This window comes from Mesorhizobium sp. M0030, from assembly GCF_040323695.1.
Classification (GTDB): Bacteria; Pseudomonadota; Alphaproteobacteria; order Rhizobiales; family Rhizobiaceae; genus Mesorhizobium.
In genome coordinates, this window is record NZ_JAMYVE010000001.1 from 63,975 (window position 1) to 79,489 (window position 15,515).

Annotated in this window: 13 protein-coding genes and 1 riboswitch; of the genes, 6 read left to right on the top strand and 7 right to left on the bottom strand. The window is 63.0% G+C overall.

The window, feature by feature from the left end; translation table 11 throughout:
- Window positions 1-3 precede the first annotated feature (3 nt).
- Window positions 4-1,011: a LysR family transcriptional regulator gene (locus NKJ80_RS00330; RefSeq protein WP_023681942.1), complete on the bottom strand. Its 1,008-nt coding sequence runs from the start codon at window positions 1,009-1,011 to the stop codon at window positions 4-6.
- A 289-nt stretch (window positions 1,012-1,300) separates the two neighbouring features.
- Between NKJ80_RS00330 and chvE the strand changes: the two genes are divergently transcribed.
- The 4 genes from chvE to araD1 all read left to right on the top strand — a co-directional run bounded on the left by chvE (window position 1,301) and on the right by araD1 (window position 6,536).
- Window positions 1,301-2,371, top strand: a complete 1,071-nt coding sequence (gene chvE / locus NKJ80_RS00335) for a multiple monosaccharide ABC transporter substrate-binding protein (RefSeq protein ID WP_023681943.1) — start codon at window positions 1,301-1,303, stop codon at window positions 2,369-2,371.
- A 152-nt stretch (window positions 2,372-2,523) separates the two neighbouring features.
- The gene (gene mmsA / locus NKJ80_RS00340; protein WP_027049369.1) at window positions 2,524-4,056 is read left to right on the top strand and encodes a multiple monosaccharide ABC transporter ATP-binding protein; all 1,533 of its coding nucleotides are present in this window, start codon (window positions 2,524-2,526) and stop codon (window positions 4,054-4,056) included.
- Complete coding sequence (mmsB, locus tag NKJ80_RS00345; protein WP_023669637.1) at window positions 4,053-5,339, top strand: multiple monosaccharide ABC transporter permease; 1,287 nt, start codon at window positions 4,053-4,055, stop codon at window positions 5,337-5,339. The genes mmsA and mmsB overlap by 4 nt, the downstream gene beginning before the upstream one ends.
- Window positions 5,340-5,540: 201 nt before the next feature.
- On the top strand, window positions 5,541-6,536 hold the full coding sequence (gene araD1 / locus NKJ80_RS00350; protein WP_023669636.1) for an AraD1 family protein: 996 nt from the start codon (window positions 5,541-5,543) through the stop codon (window positions 6,534-6,536).
- Window positions 6,537-6,579: 43 nt separating this feature from the next.
- Here araD1 and NKJ80_RS00355 read toward each other — a convergent pair whose 3' ends face one another.
- Both NKJ80_RS00355 and NKJ80_RS00360 read right to left on the bottom strand, forming a co-directional pair.
- Window positions 6,580-7,350 (bottom strand): ABC transporter substrate-binding protein, encoded by a 771-nt coding sequence (locus tag NKJ80_RS00355; RefSeq protein ID WP_023669635.1) that lies wholly within the window; start codon window positions 7,348-7,350, stop codon window positions 6,580-6,582.
- A gap of 101 nt (window positions 7,351-7,451) precedes the next feature.
- Entirely contained in the window at window positions 7,452-8,546 is a 1,095-nt protein-coding gene (locus tag NKJ80_RS00360; RefSeq protein ID WP_023681946.1) for a 2'-deoxycytidine 5'-triphosphate deaminase, read from the bottom strand.
- Between the two features lie 140 nt (window positions 8,547-8,686).
- Window positions 8,687-8,764: riboswitch (SAM riboswitch) on the top strand.
- 57 nt (window positions 8,765-8,821) lie between these two features.
- On the opposite strand from NKJ80_RS00360, the gene NKJ80_RS00365 reads away from it, so the two are divergent.
- Window positions 8,822-10,012, top strand: a complete 1,191-nt coding sequence (locus NKJ80_RS00365; RefSeq protein WP_023669633.1) for an O-succinylhomoserine sulfhydrylase — start codon at window positions 8,822-8,824, stop codon at window positions 10,010-10,012.
- Window positions 10,013-10,023: 11 nt separating this feature from the next.
- Here the strand turns inward: NKJ80_RS00365 and NKJ80_RS00370 are convergent, their stop codons facing one another.
- A complete protein-coding gene (locus NKJ80_RS00370; protein WP_352496855.1) occupies window positions 10,024-11,175 on the bottom strand; it encodes a ceramide glucosyltransferase in 1,152 nt (383 codons plus the stop codon).
- A gap of 221 nt (window positions 11,176-11,396) precedes the next feature.
- Here NKJ80_RS00370 and apaG point away from each other — a divergent pair, with 221 nt between their 5' ends.
- Window positions 11,397-11,789: a Co2+/Mg2+ efflux facilitator ApaG/CorD gene (gene apaG, locus NKJ80_RS00375; protein WP_023669631.1), complete on the top strand. Its 393-nt coding sequence runs from the start codon at window positions 11,397-11,399 to the stop codon at window positions 11,787-11,789.
- A 185-nt stretch (window positions 11,790-11,974) separates the two neighbouring features.
- Here the strand turns inward: apaG and NKJ80_RS00380 are convergent, their stop codons facing one another.
- The 3 genes from NKJ80_RS00380 to NKJ80_RS00390 all read right to left on the bottom strand — a co-directional run bounded on the left by NKJ80_RS00380 (window position 11,975) and on the right by NKJ80_RS00390 (window position 15,244).
- The gene (locus tag NKJ80_RS00380; protein WP_031195623.1) at window positions 11,975-13,006 is read right to left on the bottom strand and encodes an Hsp33 family molecular chaperone; all 1,032 of its coding nucleotides are present in this window, start codon (window positions 13,004-13,006) and stop codon (window positions 11,975-11,977) included.
- Between the two features lie 108 nt (window positions 13,007-13,114).
- On the bottom strand, window positions 13,115-14,026 hold the full coding sequence (gene argF / locus NKJ80_RS00385; protein WP_023669629.1) for an ornithine carbamoyltransferase: 912 nt from the start codon (window positions 14,024-14,026) through the stop codon (window positions 13,115-13,117).
- A gap of 18 nt (window positions 14,027-14,044) precedes the next feature.
- Window positions 14,045-15,244, bottom strand: coding sequence for an aspartate aminotransferase family protein (locus NKJ80_RS00390; RefSeq protein WP_023669628.1), 1,200 nt, complete (start codon window positions 15,242-15,244; stop codon window positions 14,045-14,047).
- Window positions 15,245-15,515: the final 271 nt, after the last annotated feature.

Here is a 15,515-nt window from a genome sequence, read left to right on the forward strand (position 1 = left end):
TTCCTATCCCACTTCCCGCAAGATAAAATCGTGCAGCATCTTGGCTGCCGGCGACAGCACGCGGTTCTTCACCGTGATCAGGCTGTAGGGGCGGACCTCGATGTCGAACTCGGTCTGGACGACATCGATGGCGCCGGCGAGACCGTCGGGGTTCTGGATGAATTTTGCCACCTGGATCGACACCGGGGCGATGGCGTCGGACTGCGCCACCATGACCAGTGTGAGCAGCAGCGACGAGGTGTTGAGGATGCGGTCCGGCAGGGCGATGTTGCGGTTCAGGAAATTGCTCTCCATCGCCTGGCGCAGCGGCGACCCGCCCGACTGGAACACCCAGTCGAAGGCGGCGGTGTCCTCCAGCCTCACCGCCTTCCCATTGTTTAGAGGATGGCCGTTGCTCAGCGGGTGGCCTCGGCGCACGATCAGGCAGGCCTTCTCGACGCCGATGACGCGCGATTCGAACAGGCGCGGATTGAGGTCTTCGGGGACACGGGCGATGATGAAATCATGGCGCGTGGCGATCAGTTCGCGCGCCAGCACATTCGACGTCTCGACCTGCATGGTAATCTCGATGCGCGGATAGAGGCGGCGTATCTCGCGGATCGCCGGGACCGCCAGTTCGATCGCCGGCGCCGTCACCGCGCCAAGGAACACCGAGCCGCCCTTGCCGGCCTTGAGCTCCGATATTTCGCGGTCGGCCTCGCGCATTTCGAGCAGGATCGAGCGCGCGCGCCGGGCCAGCGCCTTGCCGTAAGGGGTGAGCGTGATGCCGCGCGGCAGCCTTTCGCAGAGCTTCACCTCGAGCACCGCTTCCATCTCGGAAATCATGCGCGAGGCCGCCGGCTGCGAGATGTTCATCACCTGGGCGGCAGCACTCACCCGACCGTGATCGTCGAGTGCTGCGATCATGCGCATGTGACGCAGGCTCAAGCCGCTACGCAGAAGTGTCTCGCCATCGCCCGGCAATTCATCGTAACCGCTTGAAATTCCCTGAGGACCTCGTAAAGCCGCCATGCCTTTTCCCGCTTCCGCCACTGTTCCAGCCCGGTTTAGTCATATACCGGTTTTGGTATAGCAACCACCGAAGATCGCATTTGACAGTTATGGCAAAGGGTCACACTTTCGCGCGTCCTCAAGACTTGACGGTCGATGACGAGCAAAATCGTATCGATTTAAATCTGAGGGCCGATTGGGAGGATACCGGAGATCGATTATGACGGCGGCGGCGCTTTGGCGCATCCGCCCGACTGCGCGGCCCGCGAAGCCCCGAGGTGTCGCGTCCATCAACCAGGGAGAGTTTTACGTGAAAATCATCAAGACACTGGCCGCCGTCGCGGCCCTTGGCATCGCTGCCATGACCTACTCGGCGCATGCAGCCGACAAGGGTCTTGTCGGCGTGCTGATGCCGACCAAGACCTCGCAGCGCTGGATCAATGACGGCGATGCCGTCAAGTCCCAGCTCGAAGCTCTCGGCTACACGGTCGACCTGCAGTACGCTCAGGACGACATCCCCAACCAGCTCAGCCAGCTGGAAAACGAAATCACCAAGGGCCCGAAGGCGCTGATCATCGCTTCGATCGACGGCACGACCCTGTCGGACGCGCTGCAGAAGGCCGCTGACGCCGGCGTCGTCGTCGTCGCCTATGACCGCCTGATCAAGAAGACCGCCAATGTCGATTACTACACCACCTTCGACAATTTCGGCGTCGGCGTGATCCAGGCGAACTCGCTGGTCAAGGGCCTCAAGGAGCGCTTCCCGAACACCAAGCCGTGGAACGTCGAACTGTTCGGCGGCTCGCCGGACGACAACAACGCCTTCTTCTTCTACAACGGCGCAATCTCGGTGCTGCAGCCGCTGATCGATGACGGCTCGATCAAGATCAAGTCCGGCCAGACCGGCATGGACAAGGTCGGCACGCTGCGCTGGCTCGCCGCCACCGCCCAGGCGCGCATGGACAACCTGCTGTCGGCCAACTACTCGGACGGCAGCCGCGTCGATGGCGTTCTTTCGCCCTATGACGGCCTGTCGCGCGGCATCACCGCTTCGCTGCGCGCCGTGGGTTACGGCACCGACGCCCAGCCGTGGCCGATCGTGACCGGCCAGGACGCCGAGACTGCTTCGGTCAAGCTGATCATCACGGGCGAGCAATACTCGACCGTGTTCAAGGACACCCGCGAACTGGCCAAGGCCACCGTCGAACTCGTCGACAAGGTGCTCTCGGGCGGCAAGCCGGACGGCCTCGATGAAAAGACCTACAACAACGACGTCAAGGTCGTCCCCTCGATCCTTTTGACGCCGCATGAGGTCGACAAGTCGAACTACCAGGCACTGGTCGTCGACTCCGGCTACATCAAGGCCGACGAACTGAAGTAATCCGTTTATAAAGACAGGGGTCCTGCGCGACGCAGGACCCCTGTCCGTTCACAAGCGACCCCGGTATTGTTTCTACCGGACTTAGTTTGCGTGCATGTCGTTGTCTCAAACCGCAAGCACTTTGGAGCGACATGCAACAGGAGGAGCTTGCCCTGATGACGACGATTTTGGAGATGCGCGACATCACCAAGACGTTCCCCGGCGTGAAGGCGCTGTCGAACGTCAACCTCAGCGTCGAAGAAGGCGAGATCCACGCCGTGGTTGGCGAGAACGGCGCCGGCAAGTCGACGCTGATGAAGGTCCTGTCGGGCGTCTATCCCGCCGGCACCTATGACGGCCAGATCATTTTTCAGGGTCAGGAATGCCAGTTCAAAGGTATCCATGACAGCGAACACAAGGGCATCGTCATCATCCACCAGGAGCTAGCGCTGGTGCCGATGCTGTCGATCACCGAAAATATCTTCCTCGGCAACGAAAACGCCCGATACGGCGTCATCGACTGGGATGCCAACGAGGCGCGCACCGCTGCCCTGTTGAAGAAGGTGGGCCTCAAGGAGGACCCCAAGACACTGATCACCAATATCGGCGTCGGCAAGCAGCAGCTGGTCGAGATCGCCAAGGCGCTGAGCAAGGACGTCAAGCTTTTGATCCTCGACGAGCCGACCGCGTCGCTCAGCGAGAAAGACAGCCAGGCGCTGCTCGATCTTCTGCTCGAATTCAAGCGCCAAGGCATGACCTCGATCCTGATCTCGCACAAGCTCAACGAGATCAACCGGGTCGCCGACAAGGTAACCGTCATCCGTGACGGGCGCACCATCGAGACGCTGGCCAAGAAGGATATCTCCGAAGACCGCATCATCACCTCGATGGTCGGCCGTTCGCTAGACGACCGCTATCCGCCGCGCGAGCCCAAGATCGGCGAAGTCGTGTTCGAGGTGAAGAACTGGTCGGTCTATCACCCGCTCCATGCCGAGCGACAGGTGATCAAGGGCATCGACATCAATGTGCGCAAGGGCGAGGTGGTCGGCATCGCCGGGCTGATGGGCGCCGGCCGCACCGAATTCGCCATGAGCCTGTTCGGCCGCTCCTATGGCCGCCGCATCACCGGCGAAGTGCTGCTCAAGGGCAAGCCGGTCGATGTCTCCTCGGTAAGCAAGGCGGTCCAACACGGCATCGCCTATGTCACCGAGGACCGCAAAACCTACGGCCTCAACCTTATCGACCATATCAAGCATAACATTACGCTGGCCAATCTCGACGGCGTGTCGCGCCACAGCGTGATCGACGACATGCGCGAGCTTGCGGTCGCCAACGACTATCGCAAGAAGACCAATATCCGTGCGTCAAGCGTCTATCAGATGACCGGCAATCTTTCCGGCGGCAACCAGCAGAAGGTGGTGCTGTCGAAATGGTTGTTTGCCGACCCTGACGTGCTGATCCTCGACGAGCCGACACGCGGCATCGATGTCGGCGCCAAATATGAAATCTACACGATCATCGCGCGCCTTGCCTCGGAGGGTAAGGCGATCGTGGTCATCTCGTCGGAAATGCCGGAATTGCTGGGGATTACCGACCGCATCTACGTCATGAACGAAGGGCGCATGGTGGGCGAAATGCCGGCGGCGGAAGCAAGCCAGGAAAAGATAATGCGCGCCATCGTCCGGGGAGAAGGAAAAGCAGCATGAGCACCGAAAGCGCCCCCGCCCCGCAGGGCAACGTCGCCGACGAACAGCGCCCGCGCATCGCCGTCTCGGCGCTGGCGACGAATTTACGCGAATACGGACTGATCATAGCCCTGATCGTCATCATGCTGTTCTTCCAGTTCACCACGTCGGGGACGTTGTTCAAGCCGGTCAATCTCAGCAATCTGGTGCAGCAGAACTCCTTCATCATCGTGATGGCGCTCGGCATGCTGCTGGTGATCGTATCGGGCTATATCGACCTCAGCGTCGGATCGGTCGCCGGTTTCATCGGCGCGCTGGCGGCAAACATGATGGTCATCTGGCAGCTCGGACCGCTGAGCAATCCGCTGGTGGTTTCGATCGTCTGCCTGGTCGCGGGTGGCCTGATCGGCGCCGCGCAAGGGTATTGGATCGCCTATCACCGGATACCGAGCTTCATTGTCACGCTGGCCGGCATGCTGATCTTCCGCGGCATTTGCCAGGCGTTGCTTGGCGGCGGCTCGTCGGTGGGTCCGCTTCCCGACGACTTCAAGATGCTCAGCTCCGGCTTCATCCCGGATGTGATCGGCCCACTGACGCTCGTCCCGCCGGTCGTGAACGCAGCCGGCAAGACCATCATGGGCAGCGGCGTGACCCTGCACATGACGACGGTCGTGCTGGGGCTGATCGCCGTGCTCGCCTATGCCTATTTCGGGGTCCGCACCCGGCGCAAACGAGAACGCCATGGTTATGAGGCCGAGCCCTTCACCCTGTTCGTCGTCAAGACGCTGGTCGCCAGCGCGCTGGCGCTGTTCCTGGTCTATGAGTTTGCCAGCTACCGCGGCCTGCCCGTGGTGCTGCTGGTCATGGGCGTGCTGATCACGCTGTTCGTCTTCGTCACCAAGCGCATGACCATCGGGAGGCGCATCTACGCCATGGGCGGCAATCCCAAGGCGGCGCAGCTGTCGGGCATCAACACCGAGCGGCTGACGCTGATGGTGTTCATCAATATGGGCGTGCTGTCGGCGCTTGGCGGCCTGATCATCGCGGCTCGTCTCGGCCAGGCGGTGCCGGCGGCGGGTCTCGGCTCGGAGCTCGATGTCATCGCCGCAGTGTTCATCGGCGGCGCCTCGGCGATGGGCGGCGTCGGCCAGGTTATCGGGGCGGTCGTCGGCGGCTTCATCATGGGCGTGATGAACAACGGCATGTCGATCATGGGCGTCAATGTCGACTGGCAGCAGGTGGTCAAAGGCCTGGTGCTGCTCGGCGCCGTGATCTTCGACGTCTACAACAAGAACAAGGCCTGACAAGCTTCAGCGAGGCAAGCAGGAGGCATACGGTCGCGGCGCAGCCGGCAAGTTGTCGGCATAAGAAGTCCCCCGAGGGATGGAGCTCGCGAGCGCAATCCGGACGAAGAGTTCAACCCGTGGCGCGGCGAGGTCCGAGCCGCGCAGGTCAAGGTTTGCCAAGGGGCAACCCGGCCAAGGCACATGAGAGAGGATTTCATCATGCTAATCTCCCAGATCCTCGACGACGCCGAGACCATCCGCGTCGTCGCCCGCAATGGCGGCGGCAAGACCAGGATCATCAACGGCGCCCGCAGCGTCTATTCGCTGGCCATGGAAGCCGCGCGCACCGGAACGGGCCTCGCCGCGCTGATCGAGCGCAAGGGGTTCGGTGAAGCGATAGACCTCGACGCCGTCTACAAGAAGGGCCGGCTGGTGTCGCCGATCAACCATCCCGATCCTGCGCATCTGCATCTGACCGGCACCGGCCTGACCCATCTCGGCTCGGCGGCGACGCGCGATTCCATGCACAAGAAGCTCAGCGATGGCGGCGAGGAGCAGCTTACCGATTCCATGAAGATGTTCCGCATGGGGCTCGAAGGCGGCAAGCCGGCCAAGGGCCAGACCGGCGTGCAGCCGGAATGGTTCTACAAGGGCAACGGCACCATGGCGGTGGCGCCGGGCGCCGCACTGATGTCGCCGGCCTTCGCGCAGGACGCCGGCGAGGAGCCGGAAATCGCCGGCATCTATGTCATCGGCGACGACGGCGCGCCGTTCCGCGTCGGCTTCACGCTGTCGAACGAGTTTTCCGATCATGTTACCGAGCGGGTGAACTATCTGTTCCTGGCACATTCCAAACTGCGCAACGCCTCGTTCGGGCCGGAAATCCTGATCGGCGACCTGCCGGCCGACGTCAGGGGCTCATCGCGAATCTATCGCGACAGCAATTTGCTGTGGGAAAAGCCGTTCCTGTCGGGCGAAGCGAACATGTCGCACACAATCGCCAATCTCGAACATCATCACTTCAAATATTCGGCCTTCCGCCAGCCGGGCGACGTGCATGTGCACATGTTCGGCACGGCGACGCTGTCCTTTGCCGACGGCATCAAGACTCAGGCCGGCGACGTGTTCGAGATCGAGGCCGGGGATTTCGGCCTGCCGCTGCGCAACCCGCTGGAGATCGAGCAGCCGGTGAAGGTGGCGGTGAAGGCGCTTTGAGACGTAATCTCCCCTTGAGGGGGGAGATTGGCAGCGCCCACCGTCAATAAATATCGAAGTCGAAATACTTGGCCTGGATCTTCTTGTAAGTGCCGTCGGCGACGATGGCGTCTATCGCCGCATTCAGCTTGTCGCGCAGCGCCGTGTCTTCCAGGCGGACAGCGATGCCGGCTTGCGTCTCGGTGCCCTTGACGTCGCCGACAAGCTTGCAGCAGCCTTCGCTCGCCTTCTTCAGCCAGTCCATCAGCACGAACTTGTCGGAGATGACGGCGTCGAGACGGCCGTTCTGCAGGTCGGTGATCGCCTCTTCCTGGGTGGGGTAGAGTTTCGCCTCGGCGCCGGCCTTGCCATAGGCGTCCTGCGCATAGTCGGCCTGGGTGGTCGAGGCCTGCGCGCCCACCGTCTTGCCGGCAAGGGCTGCCGGTTCGGTGGAAGTGAGGTCGCTGTCCTTGGGCGCCACCAGCGCCAGCGGCGTCGTGTAGTATTTGTTGGTGAAGGCGACCTGTTTCTTGCGCTCCTCGGTGATGCTCATCGAGGCGATGATGGCGTCGAACTTTTTCGCCTGCAGCGCCGGGATGATGCCGTCCCAGTCCTGGGTGACGATCTCGCACTCGACCTTCATCTGCGCACACAGCGCATTGGCAATGTCGATGTCGAAGCCCTCGATCTTGCCGTCCGCGGTGATGGTGTTGAAGGGCGGATAAGCGCCCTCGGTGCCGATCTTCAATTTCTCCTGCGCCTCAGCCAGCGAGCCGGCCGATATCACCAGCATGGCAGCGCCCGCTGCCGATATGATCCATCTTGAAATCTGCATTTTGGTTCCCCTTGCGCGCCGTTCTCTTGCCGGCCACCGAAAGGCAGCCAAGCATGGTGAGGCAGCGCAGGCAAGTATTTTGCCTGACGGTGATCGAAGGTTCAGCCGGCGGGGCGGAAATGCTTGGAGAGCTTGAGGCCTTGCGCCTGGTAATTCGAGCCGAGATCGGTGCCGTAAAGCGCCTGCGGCCGCTTCAGCATGTGTTCGTAGACCAGCCGGCCGACGATCTGGCCGTGGTCGAGGATGAACGGCACTTCGTGGCTGCGCACTTCGAGCACCGCCCGGCTGCCGGTGCCGCCTGAGGCCGAATGGCCGAAGCCCGGATCGAAGAAGCCGGCATAGTGAACACGGAATTCGCCAACCAGCGGATCGAAGGGCGTCATCTCGGCGGCGTAGAGCGGCGGCACGTGCACGGCTTCGCGGCTGACCAGGATGTAGAACTCGTCCGGGTCGAGCACCAGTTCGCCGGCGCCGCTCTTATAGAGCGGCTCCCAGAAATCGACGGCATCCTGGGCGGCGCGCTTGTCGACATCGACCAAGCCGGTGTGATGCTTGCCGCGATAGCCGACCAGGCCGTTCTGGTCGCCGTCAAGATCGATCGACAGCGCAATGCCGCCGCCGGAAATGTTGGGCGGCTCGGTCGCCACCAGCATCTCGGCGCGGTGCAATTCGTTCAGTTCTGCCTCCGACAACAGCGCGTTGCCGGTGCGAAAGCGGATCTGCGACAGCCTCGATCCGGCGCGTACGACGATCGGGAAGGTGCGCGGACTGACTTCGAGATAAAGCGGCCCGTGATAGCCGGGGGCGATCTTGTCGAACTCATGGCCGCGATCGGTCATCACCCGGGTGAAGATGTCGAGCCGGCCGGTCGAGCTCTTCGGGTTGGCCGAGGCCGACACGTTTGCGGGCAGCGCCAGGCTTTCGAGCAGCGGCACGATGTAGACGCAGCCGGTTTCCAGCACCGCGCCCTCGGCGAGACTGAACTCATGCAATTTCAGCCGGTGAAGCTTGTCGGCCACCAGATGATCGGGACCCGGCAGGAAGGAGGCGCGCACGCGAAAAGCCTTGTTGCCGAGCCTCAGATCGAGGCTCGCCGGCTGCACCTGGTCGACATCGAGCGCGCGCGGCGACTCCAGCGCGCCGGACTGAAACAGCGCGGAAATGTCCTGATCGGGAAGAATGCCTGTCTGCCGCAAAAGGCTGGCTCCGCTCCAAGGTCGGTCTCTTTGTGGCAGGTTCTTGCCGCAAAACCGCTGGATATTATTGCGGAACCTGCCTGGTACAAACCTCTTAATGAAGCCGGCAATTGACGCAAGCGCAGGTGAGGTCTAAAGGGTCGTTATCCCGTGGTGATTTGGCCGGTCGGCTTGCAGCCACGTTAAACAAGTCGCTAAAGGACCGTCGGGCCGCAAGGCCATATGGACCGGTTGCGACTTTCGCGGCCGGTTTTTTTGTGTCTGGAACAAAAGCGATGAGCACCAAGAAGCGTAACTGGAAGCCTCAGACCGCACTCGTGCACGGGGGAACACTGCGTTCACAGTTCGGCGAGACGTCGGAAGCGATGTATCTCACCCAGGGCTATGTCTATGAAACGGCGCAGGCCGCGGAAGCCCGTTTCAAGGGCGAGGAGCCGGGCTTCATCTATTCGCGCTACGCCAACCCTACCGTCGACATGTTCGAAAAGCGCATGTGCGCGCTGGAGGGTGCCGAAGATGCGCGCGCCACGGCGTCCGGCATGGCGGCGGTGACGGCAGCGCTCCTGTGCAGCGCCAAGGCCGGCGACCATATCGTTGCGGCGCGCGCGCTGTTCGGCTCCTGCCGCTGGGTGGTGGAGACGCTGGCGCCGAAATACGGCATCGAGGCAACGCTGGTCGACGGCACCGACATCGCCAACTGGGAAAAGGCGGTGCGGCCGAACACGAAACTGTTCTTCCTGGAAAGCCCGACCAATCCGACGCTGGAAGTGGTCGACATCGCAGCGGTGGCGGCGCTCGCCACCTCGATCGGCGCCAGGCTGATCGTCGACAATGTCTTTGCCACGCCCTTGCAGCAGAAGCCCTTGCAGCTCGGCGCCCATATCGTCGTCTACTCCGCGACCAAGCACATTGACGGCCAGGGACGCTGTCTCGGCGGCATCATCCTGTCGGACAAGAAATGGATCGACGAGAATTTGCACGACTATTTCCGCCACACCGGCCCGAGCCTGTCGCCGTTCAACGCCTGGACGCTGCTCAAGGGCCTGGAGACGCTGCCGGTTCGGGTGCGCCAGCAGACGGAAAGCGCGGCCAAGATCGCGGATTTCCTGGCAGGACGGCCGGAAATCGCCCGCGTCATCTATCCCGGCCGCGCCGACCACCCGCAGGCCGACATCGTCAAGAAGCAGATGACGGGCGGATCGACGCTGATCTGCCTCGACGTCAAGGGCGGCAAGCAGGCGGCCTTCGCCTTGCAGAACGCGCTCGACATCGTGCTGATCTCCAACAATCTCGGCGACGCCAAGAGCCTGATCACCCATCCGGCGACCACCACGCACAAGAACCTCAGCGACGAAGCTCGCGCCGAGCTTGGCATCGGGCCGGGAACGCTCAGGCTGTCGGTCGGTCTTGAGGATACGGACGATCTGCTGGAGGACGTTGCGCAGGCGCTGAAGGCAGCCGGATAGGCCGCGAGGCGTCACGCTCCCGACGAAACCTCTTCCAGTTCGGCCGTCTTGGTGCCGATGGTCATGGTGTTGCCGCGCCAGTCGACGGCGCCGCTCAGCCAGCCGCGCGCCCAGATGGCGGGAAGCATCATGTCGCGGACCATCATCGCCGGGACCAGGCGCAGCGACAGATGCCAGCCCTTGGCCGCGGCCAGCGCGCATTCGGGAATGTAGGCCGCCGTCAGCACGGCCATCACCGTGGCCGGCAGGCTGATGCCGGCACTTGCGGCCGCCACCAGCGCCAACGCCAACGGCACGGCGACGCCGGTCAGGATCTCGGGTGCGAAAAACAGCGGGAAGGTGACGCGGCGCAACCGCGCCCAGCGCGCCTGGCGCGACCAGATGTCGGCAAGTCGGCGCTGCCCCAGTGGTTGCTCGAAAGGCGAGGCAACGAGATTGACGTGCAGGCCCAGTCCGTTGACCAGCTTGGTTGCAGCAGCATCCTCGGCGATCTCGGCGGCCAGCGCGCGGATACCGCCATTGGTATCGAGCATCGGCTTGTTCCACAGCATGCTCTTGCCCTGGGCAAAGCCGAGACCGAGCGCCTCGCCGGCGTATTGCCAGCGCGCCTGCAGCGTGTTGAGGAACGCGCATTCGACCTCGGCCCAAAAGCCATCCGGCCGAGAGCCGATCGGCGTCGAGCAGATAAGCCCGGTATTGGTCCGCCAGGCCGCCATCAGGTGCTGGACGTAATCCCTTGGCATCAGCACGTTGGAATCCGCCAGAATAACCCAATGATAGCGCGCCGCTTCCCAGCCCTTGACGCAGTTGTTGAGCTTCGGGTTGCTGCTGACGCGGTCGTCGCCGATCAGCAGCCGGGCCGGCACGTTGGGAAACAGGACGATCGCCCTGTTTATCAGTTTGACGACGGGATCGTCGGCGTGAGCGACGCAGAAGATCAGTTCGTAGCGCGGCCAGTCGAGCGAGAAGGCTCGCTGCAGCGTCTCTTGTGTGAACGGCTCCACGCCGCGCGACGGCACGACGATCGAGACCGGTGGCTGCTCGCCAGACGGCGGAGGGATAAGGCGACGCGCTTGCAGTTTCGACGAAGCAAGCAGGATGCTGGCGAGATTGGAAAGAAGCAAAGCGGAGGAAGCGAAGGCGGCTGTGAGAGCTGGTTCCATCGAGATCTGGTCACTCCGGAAAGGCCGCTCGCGGCTGCTTTGTCAGTCGACAGATGGGCCTTGAGTCGCCGGCAAGGTTTGCGCACACCAACATTGTCATGTGTCACTTAAATGACATTGTTTGTCGGCACTGCGCTTTGAGGCTGGCAGGACATGCCGCTCTGCGCGTATCAAACCGCATGGCGCGACAAATGTTCCCTGCTGCGCAACCGGAGCAGCCCATGTACCGCGCCGTCACGCGCAACATCGAAGTGCAGGTCAGACCGTTCTACCTGGAGGACCGCTCGGACCCGGCGGAGAACCGTTATGTCTGGGGCTACCAGGTGACGATCGACAACCAGTCGGACGATTTCGTGCAGCTTATGGCGCGTTACTGGCACATCACCGACGGCAGCGGCCGGGTCGAGGAAGTGCGCGGCGCCGGCGTGGTCGGCGACCAGCCTGAGCTCAATCCCGGCGACAGCTATCAATACACGTCAGGCTGCCCGCTCTCGACGCCCTCCGGCTTCATGGTCGGCCACTACACCATGCGCAACAAAAAGGGCGAGACGTTCGACGTCGCTATTCCCGCGTTTTCGCTGGATCTGCCGGGGACCCGACGGACGGTGAATTAGGGGTTTTCTCCCCGTCACTATACGGGGAGAAATGCCCGGCAGGGCAATGAGGGGCAGCGCCAGAGTCATGAGGTTATCTTCCACGCACATGACCTAGGCTATGCGCGGCCATTCACCAAAGTTCGCGCTGCCCTCATCCGCCCTTCGGGCACCTTCTCCCCGTGAACGGGGAGAAGGAAGAGATGCTACTGAGTTGCAAACTCCGCCGGGTCGAAGTCGTACTGCTTCGAGCAGAACTCGCAGGCGACGTGGATGCCGCCATCTTCGGTGCTGTCCTTGATCTCCTGCGCGGAAAACCCCTCGAGGATGCCGCGTATCTTGTCCCTTGAGCAGGAACATTGGTCGGCGACCGGCACGCCGCCGAAGACGCGCACGCCATGTTCGTGGAACAGCCTGTAGAGCAGCCGCTCGGCGCCGATGGTCGGGTCGATCAGCTCGGTCGGCTCGATGGTGCCGAGCAGCGCCACCAGCTCGCGCCACGAATTGTCGGCCGGCTCCTGCGTCACGTCACGCGGATCGCCGTCGCCGCCCGAAATGTCGGGCACGCGCATGCGCTCGGGTGACTGCGGCAGGAACTGCGCCAGGATGCCGCCGGCGCGCCACTGCTCACGAGCGCCGCCGGGACCTGGCGTCAGAAGCTTGGCCACCGACAGCCTGAGGTCGGTCGGGATCTGCTCCGACTGGCGGAAATAGGTGCGCGCGGCGTCCTCCAGCGTCTCGCCGTCGAGCTGGACGATGCCCTGATAGCGCTGCGTGTGCGCGCCCTGGTCGATGGTCAGCGCCAAAACGCCGCTGCCCAGCAGCGTCTGCTGCGAGGTCTGGCCTGCGGCCACCAGGGCCTCCAGCCGGTCGGCGTCGAAACGCGCATAGGCGCGCAATGCCGAAGGCGTGGAGAAATCCGCGACCAGCATGTCGACCGGGCCGTCGGTGCGGGTCTGCAGGATGAACTTGCCTTCGAATTTGAGCGAGGTGCCGAGCAGCACCGTCAGCACACAGGCTTCCGCGAGCAGGCGGGCGACCGGCTCGGGATAGTCGTGACGGTTGAGGATGGCGTCGAGCATCGGCCCGAGTTGCACGGTGCGGCCGCGCACGTCGAGCGGGCCGACCTCGAAGGGTACGACATGATCGTCGCCGGCATAGCCGAACTCGCCGAGTTTGGGGTGATGTTCAGTCACTTGATGCGTTTCCAACATGACAAAGCTCCAGGGCGCGGCCATGCGGCCCGGAGGGGTGCATGCGTCCAAACGCGCTTGATTTGCGTGATGGGGCGCAAATAGGCATCGCGCCGCCCCGGATCAAGCGCTTGGAGATCAAGCGCCTGGAGATCAAGCGCCCAGACACCAGGCCAAAACCGCCTTCTGGGCGTGGAGCCGGTTCTCGGCTTCGTCGAAGACAACCGAATGCGGACCGTCGATGACCTCGTCGGTGACTTCCTCGCCGCGATGCGCCGGCAGGCAGTGCATGAACAGGGCGTCGGGCTTGGCCCTGGCCATCAGCGCCGCATTGACCTGATAGGGCGAGAAGACATTGTGGCCGCGGGCGCGGTGTTCCTGGCCCATCGACACCCAGCAGTCGGTGACGATGCAGTCGGCTTGGTCGACGGCTTCCTCGGGCGAGCGGGTGAAGTGCAGCTTGCCGCCATTGCTCTTCGACCAGTCGATATGCTTTTGCGCCGGCTCGCTGCCTTCCGGCACTGCGACGTTCAGGTTGAAGCGGAACCGCGCCGAAGCTTCGAGCAGCGAATGCAGCACGTTGTTGCCGTCGCCGGTCCAGGCGATGGTCTTGCCGGCAACCGGACCGCGATGCTCCTCGAAGGTCATGATGTCGGCCATCAGCTGACAGGGATGGGTGTCGTCGGTCAGCCCGTTGATGACCGGAATCGTGGCATTCTCGGTCAGCTCGAGCAGCCGCTCATGCGACGTGGTGCGGATCATGATGGCGTCGACATAGCGCGACAGCACCTTGGCGGTGTCGGCAATGGTCTCGGAACGGCCGAGCTGCATTTCGGTGCCGGTCAGCATGATGGTCTCGCCGCCGAGCTGTCGCATGCCGACGTCGAAGGACACGCGCGTGCGCGTCGACGGCTTGTCGAAGATCATGGCCAGCACCTTGCCTTCGAGCGGTTTGGTCCGTTCGCCGGCCTTGAGGCGCGCCTTGCGCACCACCGCATCGTCCAGCATCAGGCGCAGATCGCCTTCGGAAACGGCGGAAAGATCGGTGAAATGGCGAAGGCTCATCGGGAATGGTTCTCGGGATTACTTCGCGGCGGCCGCGGCGATGGCGTCGGTCAGGCCCTTGGCGCCGGCGCGGATGCGATCGAGCGCTTCGCCGATCTCGGCGTCGGTGACGGTCAGCGGCGGCAGCAGACGAATGACGTTGTCGCCGGCCGGCACCGCCAGCAGATGCTGGTCGCGCAGCGCCATGTTGACCTTGGTGTTGGGCATGGCGCATTTCAGGCCAAGCATCAGGCCGCTGCCCCTGATGCCTTCGATGACATCGGGAAATTCGTCGGCGACCGCCGCCAGGCCCTGCTTCATCAGCAATGCCTTGCGCTGGACGTCTTCGAGGAAGCCGTCTTCCAGCACGACGTCGAGCACAGCGTTGCCGACCGCCATGGCCAGCGGATTGCCGCCGAAAGTGGTGCCATGCACGCCTGCCGTCATGCCGACGACAGCGTCGTCGGTGGCGAGGCACGCGCCCATCGGGAAGCCGCCGCCAATGCCCTTGGCAATCGCCATGATGTCGGGCGTCACGCCGGTCCATTCATGCGCGAACAGCTTTCCGGTGCGACCGATACCGCACTGGACCTCATCGAAGATCAGCAGCAGGCCGTGCTGGTCGCAGAGCTGCCGCAGCCGTTTCAAGGATTGCGTCGGCACCGGGCGGATGCCGCCCTCGCCTTGCACCGGTTCGATCAGGATCGCGGCGGTCTCTGGTGTGATCGCCTTCTCGGCGGCGTCGATGTCGTCGAAGCCGACCTGGTCGAAGCCTTCGACCTTGGGCCCAAAACCTTCGAGATATTTGTACTGGCCGCCGGCGGCGATGGTCGCCAGCGTGCGGCCGTGGAAGGCGCCTTCGAAGGTGACGACCCGGAAGCGCTCGGGATGGCCCTTGACGAACTGGTAGCGCCGCGCCGTCTTGATCGCGCATTCGAGCGCCTCGGCGCCGGAATTGGTGAAGAACACCTTGTCGGCGAAGGTGGCGTCAGCCAGCCGCTCGCCGAGCCGGGTCTGCCCCGGGATCTCGTAGAGATTGGAGACGTGCCAGAGCTTGGCCGCCTGTTCGGTCAGCGCCGAGACCAGATGCGGATGGCTGTGGCCCAACGAATTGACCGCGATGCCGCCAGCGAAATCGAGATATCGCTCGCCCTTGTCGGTAACCAGCCAGGTGCCTTCGCCATGATCGAAGGCCAAAGGGGCGCGGGCAAAGGTCTCGTAAAGCGCCGAACCGCTCATTATATGCGTCTCCGGTACCGGAAAAATCAAAAAAGCCGCCAAAGCGGCGGCCTTTGCGGCTTATCGTGTTTTTCGGCCATGAAGTCAACGAAAACGTCGTGCAGAGGCGCGTGGCCAGCTCCCGACGAGACGCCGGCTCATAAGCGACCGGGCAAGTTGGGGAAAACCTAAAAAACCGATTCGTGTTGCACCTGGGACTCTTGTCACCGAGTCAACACATGAGGTAATTGTAGTCGGGAAATAACTAGATTTCGTGCGGCGGACCTAATCA